This is a genomic window from Nonomuraea sp. NPDC001699, assembly GCF_053596455.1.
On sequence record NZ_JBSFGF010000005.1, the window covers coordinates 187,840 to 207,293 of the forward strand.

Annotated in this window: 18 protein-coding genes; 6 read left to right on the top strand and 12 right to left on the bottom strand. The window is 70.7% G+C overall.

Going from position 1 to position 19,454, the window contains the following annotated elements; genetic code table 11:
- Positions 1-13 precede the first annotated feature (13 nt).
- From folE to dacB, 6 genes are all read right to left on the bottom strand, one after another.
- Entirely contained in the window at positions 14-592 is a 579-nt protein-coding gene (gene folE / locus ACWCSU_RS17505) for a GTP cyclohydrolase I FolE (protein ID WP_357702221.1), read from the bottom strand.
- A complete protein-coding gene (ftsH, locus tag ACWCSU_RS17510) occupies positions 589-2,583 on the bottom strand; it encodes an ATP-dependent zinc metalloprotease FtsH (protein WP_357702219.1) in 1,995 nt (664 codons plus the stop codon). Before ftsH ends, folE begins: the two co-directional genes overlap by 4 nt.
- Positions 2,584-2,821: 238 nt before the next feature.
- Positions 2,822-3,373, bottom strand: a complete 552-nt coding sequence (hpt, locus tag ACWCSU_RS17515; RefSeq protein WP_357702217.1) for a hypoxanthine phosphoribosyltransferase — start codon at positions 3,371-3,373, stop codon at positions 2,822-2,824.
- 10 nt (positions 3,374-3,383) lie between these two features.
- Entirely contained in the window at positions 3,384-4,388 is a 1,005-nt protein-coding gene (gene tilS, locus ACWCSU_RS17520) for a tRNA lysidine(34) synthetase TilS (protein WP_449936015.1), read from the bottom strand.
- Between the two features lie 66 nt (positions 4,389-4,454).
- The gene (locus ACWCSU_RS17525; protein ID WP_357702213.1) at positions 4,455-5,531 is read right to left on the bottom strand and encodes a zinc-dependent metalloprotease; all 1,077 of its coding nucleotides are present in this window, start codon (positions 5,529-5,531) and stop codon (positions 4,455-4,457) included.
- A 47-nt stretch (positions 5,532-5,578) separates the two neighbouring features.
- Positions 5,579-6,994, bottom strand: coding sequence for a D-alanyl-D-alanine carboxypeptidase/D-alanyl-D-alanine endopeptidase (dacB, locus tag ACWCSU_RS17530; protein ID WP_357702211.1), 1,416 nt, complete (start codon positions 6,992-6,994; stop codon positions 5,579-5,581).
- Positions 6,995-7,080: 86 nt separating this feature from the next.
- On the opposite strand from dacB, the gene ACWCSU_RS17535 reads away from it, so the two are divergent.
- Complete coding sequence (locus ACWCSU_RS17535) at positions 7,081-7,575, top strand: inorganic diphosphatase (RefSeq protein ID WP_357702209.1); 495 nt, start codon at positions 7,081-7,083, stop codon at positions 7,573-7,575.
- Positions 7,576-7,578: 3 nt separating this feature from the next.
- On the opposite strand, the gene ACWCSU_RS17540 is transcribed toward ACWCSU_RS17535, so the two are convergent.
- The 5 genes from ACWCSU_RS17540 to ACWCSU_RS17560 form a co-directional block, all read right to left on the bottom strand.
- Positions 7,579-8,589 carry an NlpC/P60 family protein gene (locus tag ACWCSU_RS17540; RefSeq protein WP_449936019.1) on the bottom strand — a complete coding sequence of 337 codons (1,011 nt, stop codon included), beginning with the start codon at positions 8,587-8,589 and terminating at the stop codon, positions 7,579-7,581.
- Positions 8,590-8,765: 176 nt separating this feature from the next.
- The gene (locus ACWCSU_RS17545) at positions 8,766-9,422 is read right to left on the bottom strand and encodes a hypothetical protein (protein WP_357702205.1); all 657 of its coding nucleotides are present in this window, start codon (positions 9,420-9,422) and stop codon (positions 8,766-8,768) included.
- A gap of 7 nt (positions 9,423-9,429) precedes the next feature.
- Complete coding sequence (locus ACWCSU_RS17550; RefSeq protein ID WP_449936021.1) at positions 9,430-10,899, bottom strand: RNA polymerase sigma factor; 1,470 nt, start codon at positions 10,897-10,899, stop codon at positions 9,430-9,432.
- 103 nt (positions 10,900-11,002) lie between these two features.
- Complete coding sequence (locus tag ACWCSU_RS17555; protein WP_449936024.1) at positions 11,003-11,803, bottom strand: hypothetical protein; 801 nt, start codon at positions 11,801-11,803, stop codon at positions 11,003-11,005.
- A 64-nt stretch (positions 11,804-11,867) separates the two neighbouring features.
- The gene (locus ACWCSU_RS17560; protein WP_357702199.1) at positions 11,868-13,478 is read right to left on the bottom strand and encodes an ABC-F family ATP-binding cassette domain-containing protein; all 1,611 of its coding nucleotides are present in this window, start codon (positions 13,476-13,478) and stop codon (positions 11,868-11,870) included.
- A 127-nt stretch (positions 13,479-13,605) separates the two neighbouring features.
- Here ACWCSU_RS17560 and ACWCSU_RS17565 point away from each other — a divergent pair, with 127 nt between their 5' ends.
- The 5 genes from ACWCSU_RS17565 to ACWCSU_RS17585 all read left to right on the top strand — a co-directional run bounded on the left by ACWCSU_RS17565 (position 13,606) and on the right by ACWCSU_RS17585 (position 18,056).
- Complete coding sequence (locus ACWCSU_RS17565) at positions 13,606-14,778, top strand: DUF4185 domain-containing protein (protein WP_449936026.1); 1,173 nt, start codon at positions 13,606-13,608, stop codon at positions 14,776-14,778.
- Positions 14,775-15,785: a DUF4432 family protein gene (locus ACWCSU_RS17570; RefSeq protein ID WP_449936028.1), complete on the top strand. Its 1,011-nt coding sequence runs from the start codon at positions 14,775-14,777 to the stop codon at positions 15,783-15,785. The genes ACWCSU_RS17565 and ACWCSU_RS17570 overlap by 4 nt, the downstream gene beginning before the upstream one ends.
- A complete protein-coding gene (locus tag ACWCSU_RS17575) occupies positions 15,782-16,552 on the top strand; it encodes an SDR family NAD(P)-dependent oxidoreductase (RefSeq protein ID WP_357702193.1) in 771 nt (256 codons plus the stop codon). Before ACWCSU_RS17570 ends, ACWCSU_RS17575 begins: the two co-directional genes overlap by 4 nt.
- 176 nt (positions 16,553-16,728) lie before the next feature.
- A complete protein-coding gene (locus ACWCSU_RS17580; RefSeq protein ID WP_357702191.1) occupies positions 16,729-17,151 on the top strand; it encodes a peptidase inhibitor family I36 protein in 423 nt (140 codons plus the stop codon).
- Positions 17,142-18,056: a hypothetical protein gene (locus ACWCSU_RS17585; protein ID WP_357702189.1), complete on the top strand. Its 915-nt coding sequence runs from the start codon at positions 17,142-17,144 to the stop codon at positions 18,054-18,056. Before ACWCSU_RS17580 ends, ACWCSU_RS17585 begins: the two co-directional genes overlap by 10 nt.
- Here the strand turns inward: ACWCSU_RS17585 and ACWCSU_RS17590 are convergent.
- Positions 18,015-19,451, bottom strand: coding sequence for a S10 family peptidase (locus ACWCSU_RS17590; protein ID WP_357702187.1), 1,437 nt, complete (start codon positions 19,449-19,451; stop codon positions 18,015-18,017). The two genes, ACWCSU_RS17585 and ACWCSU_RS17590, sit on opposite strands and share 42 nt — an antisense overlap.
- Between the last annotated feature and the right edge of the window lie 3 nt (positions 19,452-19,454).

Here is a 19,454-nt window from a genome sequence, read left to right on the forward strand (position 1 = left end):
TGGATAACGATCGTCACCTGCCGAGGATCAGCGCCATCGCCTCGGAGCGGGTCTTGTCGCTGGTACGGAAGTCGCCGCGGACCGCCGACGTGACCGTCTTGGCCCCCGGCTTGCGCACGCCGCGCATCGTCATGCACAAGTGCTCGGCCTCGACCACGACGATGACCCCGCGCGGCTCCAGCACCCGCATGAGGGCGTCGGCGATCTGCGAGGTCATGCGCTCCTGCACCTGCGGACGGCGGGCGAAGACGTCGACCAGCCGGGCCAGCTTGGACAGCCCGGTCACCTGGCCGCGCTCGTTGGGGATGTAGCCCACGTGGGCCACGCCGTGGAACGGGACCAGATGGTGCTCGCAGGTCGAGTAGACCTCGATGTCCCTGACCAGCACCATCTCGTCGTGGTCGACGTCGAAGACCTTGTTGAGCACGTCCTCGGGCGTCTGGCCGAGCCCGGAGAACTGCTCGGCCATCGCGCGGGCGACCCTGGCGGGCGTATCGAGCAGGCCGTCGCGGTCGGGATCCTCACCGATGCCGTAGAGGATCTCGCGGACGGCCTTCTCGATCCGCCCCAGGTCGACCTCGTGCTGGGTCACGCACTGTCCCCGGACTGGAAGGCGTCCTGGTGGCCGGAGGTGAGCGAGCCGTTGGCCGACTGCTCCTTCGGGGTCAGGATCGGCGGGCGGTCGGACGGGAGCCGCTTGCCGTAGCCCGCGTACGAGGGCCTGTGCTCCTTGACGACCACCGGGGCGAAGATCTGCAGGACCTGCTCGCGGGAGAGGGTCTCCTTCTCCATGAGCTCCAGCACCAGGTTGTCGAGCACGTCGCGGTATTCGACCAGGATGTCCCAGGCCTGGTCGTGCGCCGTCTCGATCATCCGGCGGACCTCCTCGTCGATGGAGGAGGCGATCTTCTCGGAGTAGTCGCGCTCGTGGCCCATCTCGCGGCCGAGGAAGACCTCGGCCTGGCCGGTGCCGAACTTACGGGCGCCGAGCTGCTCGCTCATGCCGTACTCGGTCACCATGCGGCGGGCGACCGCCGTGGCCTTCTCGATGTCGTTGGAGGCGCCGGTGGTGGGCTCGTGGAAGACGAGCTCCTCCGCCGCGCGGCCGCCGAGCAGCATCGCGAGCTGGTCCATCATCTCGGACCTGGTGGCCAGGAACTTGTCCTCCATCGGCAGCGTCATCGTGTAACCGAGGGCGCGACCGCGGGACAGGATGGTGATCTTGTGGACCGGGTCGGAGTTGGGCAGCGCGTGCGCCACCAACGCGTGACCGCCTTCGTGATAGGCGATCATCTTCTTCTCCTTGTCGGACATGACCCGCGACTTGCGCTCGGGCCCTGCCATGACACGGTCGATCGACTCCTCCAGGACCTCCATCGTGATCAGCTTCTGGTCGGCCCGCGCGGTGAGCAGGGCCGCCTCGTTGATCACGTTGGCCAGGTCGGCGCCGGTGAACCCGGGGGTGCGGCGCGCGATGACGTCGAGGTCGACGTCGGGCGCGAACGGCTTGCCGCGACCGTGGACCTTGAGGATGCCCTTACGGCCCTCCAGGTCGGGGCGGTCGACGGTGACCTGCCGGTCGAACCGGCCGGGACGCAGCAGCGCCGGGTCGAGGATGTCGGGCCGGTTGGTCGCGGCGATGAGGATCACGCCGCCCTTGACGTCGAAGCCGTCCATCTCGACGAGCAGCTGGTTGAGGGTCTGCTCGCGCTCGTCGTGACCGCCGCCCAGGCCCGCGCCGCGGTGGCGGCCGACGGCGTCGATCTCGTCGATGAAGATGATCGCGGGGGCGTTGGCCTTGGCCTGCTCGAACAGGTCACGCACTCGGGAGGCGCCGACGCCGACGAACATCTCGACGAAGTCGGAACCGGAGATCGAGTAGAAGGGCACGCCCGCCTCGCCCGCGACCGCGCGGGCCAGCAGGGTCTTGCCGGTGCCGGGCGGGCCGTAGAGCAGCACGCCCTTGGGGATCTTCGCGCCGATCGCCTGGAACTTGGCCGGGGCCTGCAGGAACTCCTTGATCTCCTGGAGCTCCTCGATGGCCTCGTCGGCGCCGGCGACGTCGGCGAACGTCGTCTTGGGGGTGTCTTTGGTGATGAGCTTGGCCTTCGACTTGCCGAAGTTCATCACCCGGGAGCCGCCGCCCTGCATCTGGTTCATGATGAACAGGAAGATCAGCACGATGATGACGATCGGCAGGAAGCTCACCAGGATGCTGAGCAGGAAGTTCTCCTGGGGCACCTCGGTGGTGAAGCTCTTCGTCTTGTCGGCGTCGACCTGAGCCTGCAGCTCGTCGGTCAGCTTCGCGCCGTAACCGCTGACCCAGTTGGACTGGATCAGCTTCGCCGGGGCGTCACCCGGCCGGACGACGATCGGCTTGGCGAGGGTGAGCTCGACCCGATTGTCCTTGTCGACGACCTTGGCGCTGGTGAAATTGCCGGCGCGAATCTGTTGGAGAACCGTGGACGTGTCGGCCTGCTTGAAATTGCCCCCGCCGCTCCAGAGCTGGGTGACGAGCAGGAGCAGCACGACGATGCCCAGGATCCACAGCAGTGGCCCACGTGTAAATCGCTTGAGATCCATCCGATGCGGAACCCCTTGCGGGCCCGTCCCTTCCTGACCATGGCCTGGAACCCCGGGCTGGCCCGGGGCCGCGGCATCCGACACCGCGACTTCTGACTACCCGAAGGGGACTTGCGGTCACCCTTCCGGAGTCTGAAGGTACACCGGCACGGCGCGCGGAGGGACCCGCCCGCTACACCGGTCTTGCCCTATCAACGTACGTCACGTTGCGCGATGTTCCCGGCCATGGCCGGGATTACTACTTATAAACGTGCGGCGCGAGCGTTCCGATGAACGGCAAATTGCGGTAGCGCTCCGCGTAGTCGAGCCCGTAGCCGATGACGAACTCGTTGGGAATGTCGAAGCCGACGTATTTCACGTCCATCGGCACCTTCACCGCGTCGGGCTTGCGCAGCGCCGCGCAGATCTCCAACGAGGCCGGGTTGCGCGACTTCAGGTTTTCCAGCAGCCAGTGAAGGGTGAGGCCGGAGTCGATGATGTCCTCGACGATCAGGACGTGGCGGTTCAAGATGTCGGTGTCGAGGTCTTTCAGCACCCGTACGACGCCGGAGGACTTGGTGCCCGCGCCGTAGGACGACACCGCCATCCAGTCCATCTGCACGGGCACGTGCAGCGCCCTGGCCAGGTCGGCCATCACCATGACCGCGCCCTTCAGCACGCCCACGAGCAGGACGTCCTTGCCCGCGTAGTCCTCGTCGATGCGCCCGGCAAGCTCTTTGATCTTGGCCTGGAGGTCGTCCTCGGGGATGAGGACCTTCTCCAGGTCTTTGCCCATGTCGGCAGCGTCCACCTGTGGTTCCTTAAACGATGGGACTGATGGCGACTATCAGGGTGCCATACCGCCGAACTGCGGACAGACCTCCGGGTAGATCGACCGCCTTCTGGCCGCGCCATTGTGTGACCAGCCGATCGACCGCCAGCACGTGGGTGGCGGAAAGCGCTCCGGACGGCGTGCCCGCCGCGATGGCCGCGCGCCTCAGCACCCTCCGTCGTACGGCGTCGGGCAGTTTTTCCAACTCCGGTACGGACAGTGTGACGGACGGCCCGATATCGCTTAGAGCGCAATTCGGGAACGCCGTTTCGGCCCACTGATCGAGGGCGTCGGCGTCCTCCCGAGCCATTCTGGCGGTCCGCGCGAGCGCTTCGGCCACCCCCGGGCCGAGCTCTTCGTCGAGCATCGGCAGGATGCGCCTCCTGACGCGGACGCGGGTGTAACGGGGGTCGTCGTTGTGGGGGTCGTCCCAAGGGTCGAGGGACATCGCACGGCAGGCGGCGACCGTCGTGGCCCTGGACAGGTCGAGGAAGGGCCGGCGGTAGCGGCCCGCCCGGGCGGCCATGCCGGAGATCGAGCGCAGGCCGCTCCCCCTGGCCAGGCCCAGCAGCACGGTCTCGGCCTGGTCGTCGCGGGTGTGGCCGAGCAGGACGGCGGCGGCCTGGAGGCGGTCGGCCGCCTCGGCCAGCGCGGTGTACCTGGCGTCGCGGGCGGCGGCCTCAGGGCCGCCCTCGGTGCCGACGGTGACGGTGAGCACCTCCGCCGGGGCCAGGCCGAGCCCGGCGGCGATCCCGGTGACCTGCCGGGCCCGGTCGGCCGAGCCCGGCTGGAGCTGGTGGTCGACCGTGACCAGGCCCGCGCGCAGACCGGCGCGGGGGGCGACGAAGGCCAGCGCCGCCGCCAGGGCGAGGGAGTCGGCGCCGCCGCTGCACGCGGCCAGCACCAGCGCGCCGGTGCCGCCGAGGTCGGCCAGCGCCTCGCGCACGGCCCTGCGCACGTCGGCTACGGCTGGATGGGGACCCACGAGAGCCATTGTCCCGGCTGCCGGAACCCGCCGCACGCCGCGGCGGGTTTGGTGAGACCTTGGTGGGGGTTGAGGTCAGGCGGGCAGGGCGGGGGTGCCGATGACGCGGTGGATCCAGGCGTCGGGGTCGGCGATCTCGGCGATCGTGGGCAGGGTCTCAGGGGACGTCCAGACCTTGTTGAAGCCGTCCATGCCGACCTGGTCGACCACCTTGCGGACGAACGCCGAGCCTTCGGCGTACTGCTTCATCTTGACCTCGATGCCCAGCAGGCGCCGCACCGTGCGGTCGACCCGGGAGCCGCCCTCGCGGCGCTGGGCGAACTTGGCGCGGATCTCCGAGACGGACGGGACCACCGACGGGCCCACGGCGTCCATGACGAAGTCGCCATGGCCCTCGACCAGGGTCATCACGGCCGTCAGCCGGTCGAGGATCTCCTTCTGGGCGGGCGACTGGATGGCGTCGATCAGGTTGCCCTCGCCGCCCCTGACGACGTCGGCCACCGTGTCGGCGGCGTTGCGCAGACGGTCGAGCAGCGTGGGCAGGTCGAGGTCGGAGGCGAGCAGGAACTCGGTCATCTGCGACCGGACGTACTCGCGCAGCCAGGTCACGCCGGTGAACTGCACCCGGTGGGTCTCCTCATGGAGGCACACCCACAGGCGGAAGTCGCGCGGCACGACGTTCATCTCGCGCTCGGCGTGGACGATGTTGGGCGCCACGAGCGTCAGGCGGCCGGTCGCCTCCTGGCCGGTCGGGTCGGGCGGCAGGAACAGCTCGTACTGGCCGAGCACCCGGGAGGCGAGGAAGGCGAGGACGGCCCCGACCTCCACGCCGGTGATGCGGGAGCCCACGGCGGTGACGATGGCGGGCGGCGGGTTGGAGCCACCGCTCATGCGCTGGGTCAGCGGTTCGAGGACCACGCGGAAGCCCTCGACGTTGGCCTTGATCCAGCCCGGACGGTCGACGATGGTCGCGGGCTGCGGCGCGGTCTCGGTGTGGATCTTCGTGAACTCGCGCACGTGGCCCTCGGCCTCACGTGACAGCGTGCGGAGCTCGGCGACGGCCTGCCTGGCCTCCTCCTTGCTCACCTGAGGACCGGGGCGCACCAGGCGCGTGCCGGTCGTGACGGCCAGATCCCAGTCGATCACCTGCATAGCGTCCACCGTACGTTGTTCTCGTCACGCCTGCGAAGAAGCGGCGTTCAGGATCGCGCGACGATCGCGGCGAGCTTGTCGAGCACGGGTTCGGCGTTCACCGGCACGTCGTCGGCGAGGAAGGCGAAGGTGACCAGCCGGCCGTCCTTGGTGGTGGCCAGGCCCGCCAGGGTGTTGACGTTGTTGAGCGTGCCGGTCTTGGCGCGTACGAGGCCGACCTGGCCCTTGCTGTCGGCGCGGGTGAAGCGCCGGCCGTTGCCCAGCGTGCCGGAGAAGCCGGCGATCGGCATGCCCGAGTCGACGGCCCGCAGCTCGGGGTGCTGGGCGGAGCCGGCGATGGCGATGACCCTGGCCATGGCGTCGGCGCTGACCCGGTTGCGGATGGACAGGCCGCTGCCGTCGGCGACGCTGACGCCCTTCGTGACGCCGAGCCGCCGCATCACGCCGACCACCGCCTGCGCGGCCCCCGCGAACGACGCCTCCTTGCCCTCCTTGATGGCGACGTGCCTGGCCAGGGCCTCGGCCATGTCGTTGTCGCTGTGGGTCAGGGTGTGCTCGACCAGGGCGTAGAGGGGGGCGGAGTCGACCTTGCCCAGCTCGGCGGCGCCCGCCGCGGCCTTCTCCTGGCGGACGTCCTTGGAGACGGTAACGCCGTACTTGGGGAGGAGCCGGGCGAAGGCGGCGGCGGCGGTCGCGGCCGGGTCGGCCACGCGCGGCCGGGCGCCGGGGCGCTGGCGTCCCTCGTCGATGGCCAGGGCGTGGACGGGAGCCGCCTCGCCGTCGGGCACGTAGTTCGGCTTCCAGCCGGGCGCGAGGGTCGGCCCGGTGAACAGGCTGTCGTCGTAGGCGAGCGTGACCTTCCTGACGCCCTTCGCCTTCAGCGTGGCGGCGGTGCGGGCGGCCAGGGTGGCGAGGGACGCCTGCTTGGGGTAGCCGGGCTTGGCCGTCGGCCCGGCGAGCAGCGGGTCGCCCCCGCCCACCAGGACGATCGCGCCGGGCGCGCGGCCCTGGACGACACGGGTGGAGAAGCGGGTGTCGGGGCCCAGCGAGGCGAGCGCCGCGGCGGTCGTGACGACCTTGTTCGTGGAGGCCGGGGTGATGCCCAGGTCGGGGTTGGAGGCGAAGATCTGGGCCCCCGTCCTGGCGTCGAGCACGACCGCGCCGACCCGGCCGCCGAGCGCTTCGTCACCCAGCGCGTCGGTGAGCTGGCGGGTCAAAGTACTCTTAGTCGGGAGAGGTCCGTCTCCTGACGTCGCCGAAAGCTGGGCCAGCACAGGCCCCGAGGTGACCACGGGGGCGGGGGGGATTCCCCGGGGAGACGCCGTCGGCCCGATCGGTGACGGCTGCCTCGTCAGCGCGCTCAGGTTGAAGTCGCTGGTCATGGCGTAAACGCCGATGACGATCGTGACGATCTGGAGCACGGCGAGAGTGGCCAGCATCACCGTACGCTCGTGCCGCGCCACGTCGCCTGACCTCTCTCCTGGTGTTCGCCTACGAGACATTAACGCCCAGCCGGGACTTCCCGGGGGCCTTGAGCGGAGGAACCGCGGTGGAGTTCGACGTTGTCGTTGAGATTCCCAAGGGGCAACGGAACAAGTACGAAGTGGACCACGAGACCGGGAAGATCAGGCTTGACCGGCTCCTGTTCACCTCCACGCAGTACCCCGCAGACTACGGCTTCATCGAGCACACCCTCGGCGAGGACGGCGACCCGCTCGACGCCCTGGTGCTGCTCCAGGAGCCGACGTTCCCGGGCTGCTACATCACCTGCCGCGCGGTCGGCATGTTCCGGATGACCGACGAGAAGGGCGGCGACGACAAGGTCCTGTGCGTCCCCTCGACCGACCCCCGGATGCACCACATCCAGGACATCCACCACGTGTCGGAGTTCGACCGGCTGGAGATCCAGCACTTCTTCGAGGTCTACAAGGACCTTGAGCCCGGCAAGTCCGTCGAGGGCGCCAACTGGGTGGGGCGCATCGAGGCCGAGGCCGAGATCGAGCGCTCGTTCAACCGGGCGAAGGACGCGGGTCACCACCACTGATCCTCACTGGGGCCTGGTGGCGCCCACCAGGTCCCCTCGCCAGATCGGGGCCACGCGCACCACGTCGCCGGTCTGCGGCGCGTGCACCATCTGACCCTGGCCGACGTAGATGCCCACGTGGTGGATCGTCCCGGGGTCGTCGGTGATGCGGCCGAAGAACAGCAGGTCGCCGCGGCGGAGCTGGTCCAGCGGCACGTGCGGGCCGGACGTCCACTGGGTTCCGGTCCAGTGGTCCAGATGCACGCCCACCTGTTCCCAGGCGCGCATCACCAGGCCCGAGCAGTCATAGGTGTCGGGGCCGGCGGCGGCCCACACGTACGGCTTGCCGAGCTGGGTCAGTGCCCAGTTGGCGGCCAGGTTGCCGCCCGCCGACCCCGCCGCCCCGGCCGCCGACAGGGCCAGGGCCCGACGCCTGGCCAGCAGCTCGGCGTGGCTGCGGGCGGCGTTCACCCGGCGTTGGAGCTGTCGCCTCTCCACCCGGAGGGTGTGCGTCTCGCGGCGCTGCCGGGCGACGGCCGCCTCCGCGGCGAGCTTCGCCTGCCGGGCGCGCTCCGAGGCCGCCTGCTGGGCGTCGTAGGCGTTCTGCGCCTGCTCCCCGAGGATGGCCGCGACCTCTTGGGCGTCGCTCATCCTGCGCAGGATGCGGGCCCGCTCGTCGCCGAGCTGGCTGAGCACGCTCGCCCGGTGCAGGAAGCCGTCCACGCCGCCCTCGTCGATGAGCATGCCGATGACGGGGTCCATGGGCGTCATGCCGCTGTAGCTCTCCGCCGCGAGCAGCGCGACGGCCTGCCGGGCGCGCTCGGCCTCGCCGTCGGCCGCCGCCTGACGTTCCCGGGCCTGCCCGTACGCCTGCTCGGCCTGCCGGAGCCGGACCAGCTCGCCGTTGTACGCCTCCACCTGCCGTTCCACGCCAGACGCCAGCTCGTCGAGCCTGGACTGGGCCGCCGCCAGCCCGGCGCTGGCCACCCCCAGCTCCTTCGAGCGGTGGCGGGCGGTCTCTCGCGCCTTCTTCACGTCCTTGGCCGACGGCATGGGGTCGGCCGCCACCGGCGGGCACGGAGTGAGCGGACACAGAGCGACTAGCAGGGCGCACGCCAGGAGCCCGGCCCGAATTGAGCGCATAGGTCCCCCTGAAAACAGATGGTTACTCTATGCACACAGTTCCCAGCGCTCTCATGCACGTAACGTCATCACCGCAGGCGGAAGAGGCGCTCTATCCACGGACGGATGCCGGCGACCACCGGCTGGGCGGCTCTCGGATAGGTGAAAACGGGGGTTTGGCCGCCGTACGCGGCGTGCAGTTCGGCGGCCTTGCACCAGTCTGCGGTCACCCGGGCCGTGGCCCACGCCGCCGCGATGGCCGGCCTGGCCTCCGGATGGCGGTCGTAGGTCTGGTAGAGGGTCATGGTGGCGTCGGCGGCGGCGTGACCGTCGCCCGGGTAGGCGGTGCCCGCCAGGTAGGGGGCGGTGACCCGGCCGCCGTGGCAGGTGTCGAGCACCCAGGTCCAGTTGGCCGTCACCAGCCCGAGCACCGGATCGGGGACGTCGGCGGCGGCGCCGTACATGCGTTCCTGGCGCGGGCCGGTCAGACGGCGGGCGTCCCACAGCCAGTCCAGCTCGTCCGGCTGCGGGCCGCCGGCCAGCCAGGACAGCACGGCCAGGCCGCGCGCGGTGCGCAGACGGGACAGGTCGAGCACGTGGCGCAGCATGCGGGGGCCGCGGTCGAGCCAGGTCGGCCAGTCGACGCGATGACCTCTGGGCACCAGCTCGGCCACCCGCCGCGGGACGGGCAGCGGGCAGACCCGGCGGCCCAGGTGCGGGTCCTGGCGCAGCTCGAACGCCTCCACGGCCCGTTCAGCCGCTCTCGACGGGCGTGACGGGCTCCTCGGTGGGCGTGTGCGTGGGAGGGGGCGTGTGGGTGGGCGTGGCCGTCTCCGTGGGTGTGGTGGTCGGCGCGGGGGTCTCGGTGGGCGTCGGGGCGGGGGTGGGGGTCGGCACCGGCGGCGTGCGGGTCGGCGGACGCGTGCCCGGCTCGCCGTGCGGCGGACGGCCGGGCGGGCGGCTCGGCCATCCGGGACGGCCGGGCTGGCCGGGCTGGCCGTACGTCGGGTCGCCGGGGTTCTGGTCCGGCGGCTCGGCCTGCGGCGGATCGTCGGGCGTCGGCTGCGGGTCGCCGGGCTCGGGTTCGGTGGTCGGCGCGGTCGCGTGCGTGGGCACGAGCACGGCCGGCGGCACCGGCGTCGTCGAGCCGAGCATGCCGAACGGCTCGGGCGCCGCGCTGTCGAGGATGGGCTCTACGGTCAACTGGACGTCCTGCGGGTCGGGTTGCCAGGGCAGTCTGATGCCGGGCGGCTCGCCGGTGGCGGGGAACGCGGCCGTCGCCACCCCGGCGAGACCGCCGTTTTCCTTGCCGAACTGGTTGAAGATCACTGCTATCGCCACCACGGTCGCGACCGCCGCCAGCGCGCCCGCCACCGCCTGAGGCCACCTTCGAGCCGCCGTCTGGGTGGGAACGGGAAACCCGGCGGCGTCCAGGGAGGCCGTGCGCCGGGCGACGTAGCGGCGGTAGGGCAGCAGCTCGGGGTCGGCGAAGCAGCTCATGACCCTGATGCGCAGCGCGTCGGGGAGCGCGGCGGCGGGCAGCAGGGCGAAGACCTTGGCGGCCGAGGCCTGCCGGGTGCGGTGGGGGGCGCAGACCTCGCAGCGGGCGACGTGCCCGACCAGGTGCTCGCGCATCTCCCTGGTGAGCTCGCCGGAGAAGCCGTCGAGGATCCGGGCCCGGCGCGGGCAGTCGTAGGGGCCCTTGCGCGCCAGGATCTCGGCGGTGACGGCGTCGGTGAGGTGCTCGCGCGCCTGCTCCCTGGCCTGCTCGACCTGGCGCGGCGACATCGCGAGCACCTGGGACAGGTCGGCGGTGTCCAGCTCGTGCCTGGTCGCGAGCTCCAGCACCTCGCGGTCGGCGACGGGCAGGCCGACGACGGCGTTCCAGGCCATGAGCCGCAGGTCGGCGTCGGCCGGGTCGTCGAGAGGCGGCGCCTCGGCCAGCGCCTCGTCGGCGCCGGGCGGCGCGGCCATCCGGCGCCGCAGGCATTCGAGCCGGGCCAGGGCGAGCAGCCAGACCCGGAACCTGTCGGGCTGGGACAGCGCGCCCGCGTGCGCCTCGGCGGCGATCAGCGTGTCGCGCAGCGCCACCTGGGCGCTGTCGGTGTCGAGGAGGAGGGACCAGCAGTAGCGGTAGACGCTCTCCGCGTAGGTGTCGTAGAGCGCGGCGAGGGCTCCCGGGTCACGGGTGCGGAGTGCCTCCACCAGGACGCGGTCATTCATGTGACCGAAGGTAATGGATCGGTAACTAGTAGTTCTACCGGTTCCGCCGCTTGTCTACCGCGACCCCGTCATTCCTCGACCTATTTGTTCGGACTAATACCGATTACTGCTTGACCTGTCCCATCACCTGGCTCCCCCGGTCGACCGCGAACGGCTCGGAGGTGGGCTTGACCGTGTGCTCCGGGATCGCGCCGCCCATGGCCAGATCCTCGTAGGGACGGCCGGTGGAGCCCCAGGTCCTGGCGGTGACGTCGGTCTTGGCGACCTTGCTGTCCTTGGGCAGTCCGGCCACGGTGAGGATGAACCTGGGCGGGCTGCCGGCCTTCACGTCGTCCACGAACGTGCTGCCGCCGCCGAGCAGTTTGCCGGCCCCGTCGCGCAACAACGCGTTCACCACCAGGCTGCTCGCCGGCAATTGATACGGATTCCCGACATAGCCGGTAATTAGGTAAGAGCCGTCTTTTTGGCGCATTGTCTGGACGCGGCTGATCGGGAACGACTGGAACGACGACGGAATGCGCGCGGCGGTCCGCCACTGCGCCGGGCGGTACTGGATGGTCACCTTGACCGGCTTCTCGGCGGTGGACGCCTGGCCGGTGAAGGCCAGGGAGCCGCCCGGCGGCACGGCGTCGAGCGGCTGGTCCATGCGCACCACCTCGGTGCCGGCGGCGTCGCGGCCCACGATGGTGGCCACCACGTGCTCGCCGAAGTGCCACGGGTTGGCGTTGCTGAGCACGCCCGCCCAGTTGACGGCGTAGCCGTCGGAGGACTTGGCGATGTTCGAGACCTGCTCCTTGAGAACGAGCGGCTTGAGCGATTGGGCTGGCTGGTCCTCACTTGAACAACCGGCGAGGCAGATCGCCCCGAGTGCGAGGAGGCTGACGGTTCGGCTACGCGGGATCACTTTGCCGTGATAACCCGTGCATGGGCACGACTGTCAGATGACACGCGCCGGGCGTACCAACTCTTTAACGCCGCCGGACGACCCTGGACTCGTCCCATACCGGCTCGGACGACTCGTAGACCATGCCGTCGGAGCCGAAGACCAGGAAACGGTCGAAGTCGGCGGCGAACCAGCGGTCGTGGGTGACCGCCATGACCGTGCCGTCGAACGCGTCGAGGCCCACCTGGAGCGCTTCGGCGCTGGCCAGGTCGAGGTTGTCGGTCGGCTCGTCGAGCAGGAGCAGCGTGGCGCCCGACAGCTCCAGCAGCAGGATCTGCAGCCGCGCCTGCTGGCCCCCGGACAGCGTGTCGAACCGCTGCTCGGCGATCAGCCCGGCCAGCTCGTAGCGGGCCAGCGTCTTCATGGCCTCGTTCTTGAGCCTGGCGTGCTCGTTCATCACGATCTCGACCGGCGTGCGGCCGAGCAGGTCGGGCCTGGAGTGGGTCTGGGCGAAGTGCCCTGCGACGACCCGGGCGCCGAGCCTGGCCACGCCGTCGTGCGTGACGGGCTCGCCGGCCAGCAGGCGCAGGAAGTGGGACTTGCCCGAGCCGTTGGAGCCGAGGACGGCGACGCGCTCGCCGTACCAGATCTCCAGGTCGAACGGGCGCATGAGGCCGGTCAGCTCAAGGCCCTCGCAGATGACCGCGCGCTTGCCGGTGCGGCCGCCGCGCAGCCGCATCTTGATGTTCTGGTCGCCGGGGGCCTGCTCGGGCGGGCCCGCCTCGACGAACCTGCGCAGCCGCGTCTGGGCCGCGTGGTAGGGGGCGGCCATGCCGTCGTTGTACCTGGCCTTGTTCTTCAACATGTTGACCAGGGCCTTGAGCTTGGCGTGCTCTTCGTCCCAGCGCCTGCGCAGCTCGTCGAGCCGCTCGTTGCGGGCCTTGCGGGCCTCGCCGTAGCCGGCGAAGCCGCCGCCGTGGATCCAGATGTTGCCGCCCTCGACCGTGATGATGCGGTCGGCGGCGTTGGCCAGGAGCTGGCGGTCGTGGCTGACCAGCAGGACGGTCTTGGACGTCTCGCGGAGCTGCTGCTCCAGCCACTCCTTGCCGGGCACGTCGAGGTAGTTGTCGGGCTCGTCGAGCAGCAGGGTCTGGTCGGGGCCGCGCAGCAGCGCCTCCAGGACGAGCCGCTTCTGCTCGCCGCCGGACAGGGTGGCCACGTCGCGGTACTTGACCCGGTCGTACGGGACGCCGAGGGCGGCGACCGTGCAGGTGTCCCAGAGCACCTCGATCTCGTAGCCGCCCGCGTCGGTGTAGTCGCTGATGGCCTGCGCGTAGCGCATCTGCGCCTTCTCGTCGTCGCGCTCCATCATGACCAGCTCGGCCGCGTCGAGCCGCTCGGCCGCCTGCCGCACGGCCGGCGGGGCCACGCCCAGCAGCAGGTCGCGGACGTTGCTGCCGTCGCGCACGCTGCCGATGAACTGGCGCATCACGCCCAGCCCGCCGGAGCTGGTCACGTTGCCCTCGACGGGCTCCAGATCGCCGGCGACCAGGCGCATGAGCGTGGTCTTGCCCGCGCCGTTGGGCCCGACGAGCGCCGCCTTGACACCGTCGCCGATCCGGAAGGAGACGTCGTTGAGCAAGGGCCGGCCGTCGGGCAGCACGTACGTCAGATGTCCTACTTCAACGTGGCCCATCCGGGCAGGCTACCGGCCGTTCTGCACCACCGGCACCCGATTTTCGTGCGGCGATACCGGAGGACTCTGGACAGCAAGTGATCTAATGACTAGAACTGTACGGGACCCCCAGCCCTAGGAACCGGTGATGACGCGATTCCGCTCCTCCCTCGCCCCCCTCGCCGTCGCGGTGCTCGGTCTGATCGTCGTGCCGCAGCAGGCGTGGGCCGCGCCGCCCAAGCCCGTGCCGCCGTCGGTCGGCGCGACCCAGCAACAGCAGTCCGGCCCGGTCTCGGCCTGCGCGCCCACCGTGCGCGGCGCGTCCGTGGACGCCCGGCTGACCAGCCTGTTCACCTCGTACGGCAACGACAACAACCGCCTGGACGACTGGACGGGAGCCGACGGCACCTACTCGGTCAAACTGCCGAACGGCCGTGAGCTGTGGGTGTTCTCCGACACCTTCCTCGGCCGGGTCAACCCCGACGGCTCCCGGCCGCCGGTCGTCGAGGAGGGCGGCAGCACCGTCTTCCTGAACAACTCCTTCGCCGTCGAGCGGGACGGGCGGCTGTCCACGGTCCACGACGGCACGGCCGCCGAGCCCGAGGCCGTGATGCCGCCACGCGACGACAAGCACTGGTACTGGGCCGGGGACGCCACGCTGGCGGGCGGCCTGGTGGAGGTCACGTACCAGGAGTACGAGCGGTTCGGCTCCGGCGCGTGGGACTGGCGCTGGCACCGGAACGTGGTGGCCAGGTTCGCGCCCGGCCGGCTCGACCAGCCGATCAGCGTGCACGACCTGCCCTCGGGCCACGGCGTCTCCTGGGCCTCCGGCCTGCTGAAGGACGGCGGCTACACCTACGTGTACGGCGTCGAGGACCTCGGCTCGGCCAAGTACATGCACCTGGCCCGGGTCAGGGGCCAGAGCCTGCTGGGCACGTGGGAGTTCCGCACGGCCGACGGCTCGTGGTCGCCGGACGAGACCGACTCGGCCCGGATCATGGGCGGGGTGGCGAACGAGTACAGCGTCACCCGGGTCGGATCCGGATATGTCCTGATCACGCATGACACGACCGAGGTGCTCAGCCCCAACATCGTGGCCTACTCCTCGTGCTCCCCCACCGGCCCCTTCACCGGCAAGCAGCACGTCTACACCACCCCCGAGACCAGCGGGAACGTCTTCACCTACAACGCCCACGCCCACCCCGACGTCGCCGGGAACGGCCTGGTGGTCTCCTACAACGTCAACAGCTTCGTCAACACCGACCACTACCGGGACGTGTCCATCTACCGGCCCAGGTTCCTGGACGTGACGTTCGAGTGAGGCGCAACTGGGCGGCGCGCCTGCGGCGGCTCACCCTCGACGGGCTGCGGGCGGTCACGCTGGAGAACGAGCGGCTGCGCGTGACCGTCGTGCCGGACAAGGGCGGCGACGTGGTGGAGTTCCTGCACAAGCCCACCGACACCGACTTCGTCTGGCTCTCCCCGCAGGGCCTGCGCGATCCGCGCGACCACCGTCACGGCGCGGCCGACGACGTCGCCCAGTTCGTCGACCACTACGAGGGCGGCTGGCAGGAGGTCTTCCCCAACGGCGGCGCGCCCAGCGAGTACCGGGGCGCGCGCCTGGCCCAGCACGGCGAGGTCGCCGGGTTGCCGTGGTCGTGCGAGGTGGTGGCCGACTCCGAGGAGGAGGTCGCGGTGCGGCTCGGCGTGCGCACGCGGCGGCTGCCGTACCGGGTGGAGAAGGTGTTCCGGCTCCGGGCGGGGACGGCCGCGCTGGAGGTCGAGGGCCGGGTGACCAACGAGTCGGACCTCGCGCTGCACGCGATGTGGGGGCAGCACATCGTCTTCGGCAGGCCGTTCCTGCGGGCGGGCGCGCGGATCCGGCTGCCCGAGGGAGTGCGGGTGATCCCGCACGCCGGCCCGATCGACCCGGCCGGGCGCCGGGTGCGTCCCGGCGGGCCGTGGCGGTGGCCGGTGGTGCCCGCCGACGGGGGCGGGGAGACGGATCTGAGCGTGGTGCCCGAGCGGGGCAGGCCGAGCGACATCGTCTACCTCACAGGCTTCCCTCAGGGTTGGTACGAAATTTCGGGGGATATCGGTATGCGGGTGGAGTGGGATGCGGCGCTCCTCCCCTACCTGTGGATGTGGCAGGAGCTCGGCGCGTCCACCGGCTATCCCTGGTGGGGACGGGCCTACACACTGGGGCTCGAACCGTTCGCCGGCATGCCGACCGACGGCCTGGCCGCCGCCGTGGCCAACGGGAGCGCCCTGCCGCTCGGACCGCAGGAGACCAAGGTGTTGAGGTGGCGCGCGGAGGTGCTGGCGTGAGTGAGTTTTCCGGCAAGGTGGCGCTGGTCACCGGCGGCTCGATGGGCATCGGACGGGCGGTGGTCGACCGGCTGGCCGACGGCGGCGCGAACGTGGTGTTCTGCGGCGTGGACAAGGACGCGGTGCTCGACAGCGAGCACGTCACCGGTGTCGTCGCCGACGTGCGCCGGGCCGGCGACATGCGCGACCTGGTGGACCTGGCCGTGACCAGGTACGGCGGCCTCGACGTCGTCGTCACCTGCGCCGGCGTCCAGCGCTACGGCACGGTCGAGGACACCCCCGAGGAGGTGTGGGACGAGGTCATGGACGTCAACCTCAAAGGCGTCTACCTCACCTGCAAAGCCGCCGTGCCGAGGCTCAGGGAGCGCGGCGGCGGCTCGATCGTGGTCATGTCGTCGGTGCAGGCGTTCTCCTCGCAGGCGCAGGTGGCCGCCTACACCGCGAGCAAGGCCGCCCTGAACGGCCTGACCAGGGCCATGGCGCTCGACCACGCGCCCGATGGGATCAGGGTCAACGTGGTCTGCCCCGGCTCGGTGGACACCCCCATGCTGCGCTGGGCGGCCGACCTGTGGCGGGGCGGGCTGTCGCAGGAGGAGCAGGTCCAGCAGTGGGGCAAAGCCCATCCGCTGGGCCGCGTCGGCCGCCCCGAGGAGGTGGCCGAGCTGGTGGCGTTCCTGGCGGGGCCGCGCTCGTCGTTCATCACCGGCGCCGAGCACCGCGTGGACGGCGGTCTGCTGGCCCGAAACCCGGCGGCGCTCCCCGACTAGGTCGAGTAAGTCCCCAGTCGCCTCCCAATCCTGGCAATCGTTGCGTCAACGCGACGAAGTGCCAGGTGGTGAGCCTGGTAACCAGAGTCTCTGCGTGTAATCCGAGGGTGGGTCCCGAGCCCCCTCACGCACGTAGGTACGGGTTCCGAAACGACTCACCGATCTAGGAGAGACCTGTGAGGCTCACCAAGAAGGCCGCCGGCTTCGTCGCCGCCGCGGCCGCGCTGTTCACCGTGGTCGTCCCGGCCGCCGCGGCAGAGGCCAGCCCACGTTCCACGTGCTACGGCGGCCGCGTCTGCCTGTACGCCGGTTTCGACTACAACCGCGGCCAGAGCGACCACTGGCGCGACTTCACGGCCGACGATTCCGATCTGGCCGACAACAACTGGCTGAACTGGGACTTCAGCAACACCTGGCACAGCATGGACAACGAGACCAGCTCCGTCAGGAACCGCATCGGCTGCAGCGCCACCCTGTGGCAGCACGCCGACTACACCGGTGCCCACAGCACCTTCACCCACAACTCCAACGACGGTTACCTGTCGAACAACGCGATCGGCAACAACCGCACCAGCTCGATCGACATCTGGTGCCGCTGAGAAATAACGGGAGTGCCGGTTTCCGGGCTTGGCCGCCGGAAACCGGCTGTCGCGGCCTCCTCGCGGGCGCGCTGCTGCTGTCCGTCGCGGCCTGCGCCACCGCCGAGCCCGTACGCGAGCGGCCTCCGGCGGGCGTGACCTCGGTGTCGCAGCTCGTGTTGCCGTTCGACGCCTACAAGCCGACTCCCGAGCAACGGGCCGTCCTGGGCAATGCCCACAACCACCTGGTCGCGCAGTGCATGAGCCGCCGCGGCCTCACCGTCACCCCACCCGCCGAGGACGCCGCCGAGCTGGCGGTGGTCGATCCCGGCAACTCCCGCCGCTACGGCGTCGTGGACACCGCGGCCGCCCAGCGGTACGGCTACCACCTGGCCAGGCCACCGTCCCCGGACACCACGGCCTCCTGGGTCAACAAGCTGCCCAAGCGCACCCGCCACCGCCTGTACGGCACCGCGGCCGACCGCGGCTGCCTCGACCGGGCCTCCGCGGCGCTGGAGAGCGGCACCCGCAAGGCGGACTGGCCGTGGCTGGGCCTGCAGGACTCGCTCGCCCTGGAACAGGCCGCCAAGTACGGCGGCGTGACCGCGGCGAACAGGCGCTGGCAGTCGTGCATGACCCAGGCCGGACATCCCTACCCGGCGCCCGAGGCGGCCATCGCCGACTCCCGCTGGAACCTGGACAAGCCCGACGTGAGCGAGGAGGAGAAGCAGACGGCCGTGGCCGACACGACCTGCAAGTGGTCGTCGGGCCTGGTCGCCGCCTGGTTCAACGCCGACGCCGAGGTGCAGCGCGCGGTCATCCGGGACAACAAGGAACGCTTCGACGCGCTGGCCGCGAACCTGCGACAGCGGCTGGAGCGGGCCTCACGCCTGCTGTCCGAGGACGAAGGCCGCCAGGTCGGCTGACTGGGCGAGCCTGCTGGGCTCGTGCGCGTACATCATGTGGCCGGCCTCGTAGTACTTGAACTCCACGTTGGCGGCCAGCTCGGCGGGCACGGGCAGGTGGGCGAAGGCGTGCTCGGCCGCGTAGTAGGGCGTGGCGCCGTCGTGGTACCCGCAGGCCACGTGCACGCGCAGGTGCGGGTTGGTCCGCATGGCGGCGCCGAGCCGGTCGATCACGTTGACGTGCACGCCCTCGAACTCCTTGTACGACCACGGGTGCACCCGCGAGCTGAGGATCTCGTAGGGCAGGTCGTTGGCGTACTCCAGCTCGGTCCGCAGGTAGTGGTTGAGCGCGGCGCTGTAGGGGCCGGTGATGGCGTTCATGCTCGGGTCGGAGACGAAGTGCTCGCGCCCGCCGTCGGGGTCCCAGCCGGTGAAGCGTCCGTCGAGCCTGCCGACGGTCAGCCGGCGCTCGCGCAGCAGCTCGGTGAAGAAGCGGATGTGCTCGATGCGCAGGTCCACGCGGTCGACGTAGTCCTCGGAGAGGCCGGATAGCGCGGCGACCCTGGAGACGGCGGCGGCGCGCTCGTCGGCGGTGAGGCGGCTGCCGCGGGCCAGGGCCCACGGGTAGTCGCGGGCGGCGTACTCCTCGGCCTCGCGCAGCACGTCGGCCAGCGGGCGGTCGCCGTGCAGGCCGTGATAGTGCGCAATTGCGGCATAAGTCGGTAGATAGAGGGCGTAGGCCGTGTCGTTGCCCTCGTTGAACTCCACGGTCGCGTAGTCGAGCACCGAGGAGATCAGCATCACGCCGTTGAGGTACATGCCGTACCGCGACTGGAGGTGGTCGGCCAGGCCGGCCGCCCTGACCGTGCCGTACGACTCGCCGGCCAGGAACTTCGGCGACATCCACCGCGCGTTCCTGGTCGTCCAGAGCCGGATCACCTCGCCGACCGACTCCAGGTCGCCGCTGAACCCGTGGTACGGGCCGGCCTTCTCGCCCTCGGCCGCCCGCGAGTAGCCGGTGGACATCGGGTCGATGACGACCAGGTCGCTCACCTTGAGCAGGGTCTCGTCGTTGTCGGCCAGCGCGTACGGGGGAGGCAGGAGCGCGCCCGCGTCCCCCATCACGACCCGGCGCGGGCCGAGGATGCCGAGGTGCAGCCACACGCTCGACGACCCGGGCCCGCCGTTGAAGGCGAACGTGACCGGTCTGGTCAGCGGGTCGGCGTCGTCGAGCGTGTAGGAGGTGAGGAACACCTCGGCCTTCGGGCGGTGGCCGTCGAACGTCCCGTCCGTGAACACCTCCTCGCGCACCACCATGGTTCCGGTGGTGGCGGTGTACCCCTGGCCGGTCGGCAGGGTGTGCCGGGTGGTGACGAGGTTGTCAGCGGGCGTCTTTGTCTGTACTTCGTCGGACATAGC

What these genes read in the sequence shown, in the direction of transcription:
- ftsH (WP_357702219.1), bottom strand. Translation starts at nt 2,583, where the DNA reads ATGGATCTCAAGCGATTTACACGTGGGCCACTGCTGTGGATCCTGGGC.
- ACWCSU_RS17550 (WP_449936021.1), bottom strand. Translation starts at nt 10,899, where the DNA reads ATGAATGACCGCGTCCTGGTGGAGGCACTCCGCACCCGTGACCCGGGA.
- ACWCSU_RS17525 (WP_357702213.1), bottom strand. Translation starts at nt 5,531, where the DNA reads ATGCAGGTGATCGACTGGGATCTGGCCGTCACGACCGGCACGCGCCTG.
- tilS (WP_449936015.1), bottom strand. Translation starts at nt 4,388, where the DNA reads ATGGCTCTCGTGGGTCCCCATCCAGCCGTAGCCGACGTGCGCAGGGCC.
- ACWCSU_RS17565 (WP_449936026.1), top strand. Translation starts at nt 13,606, where the DNA reads ATGACGCGATTCCGCTCCTCCCTCGCCCCCCTCGCCGTCGCGGTGCTC.
- ACWCSU_RS17560 (WP_357702199.1), bottom strand. Translation starts at nt 13,478, where the DNA reads ATGGGCCACGTTGAAGTAGGACATCTGACGTACGTGCTGCCCGACGGC.
- ACWCSU_RS17590 (WP_357702187.1), bottom strand. Translation starts at nt 19,451, where the DNA reads ATGTCCGACGAAGTACAGACAAAGACGCCCGCTGACAACCTCGTCACC.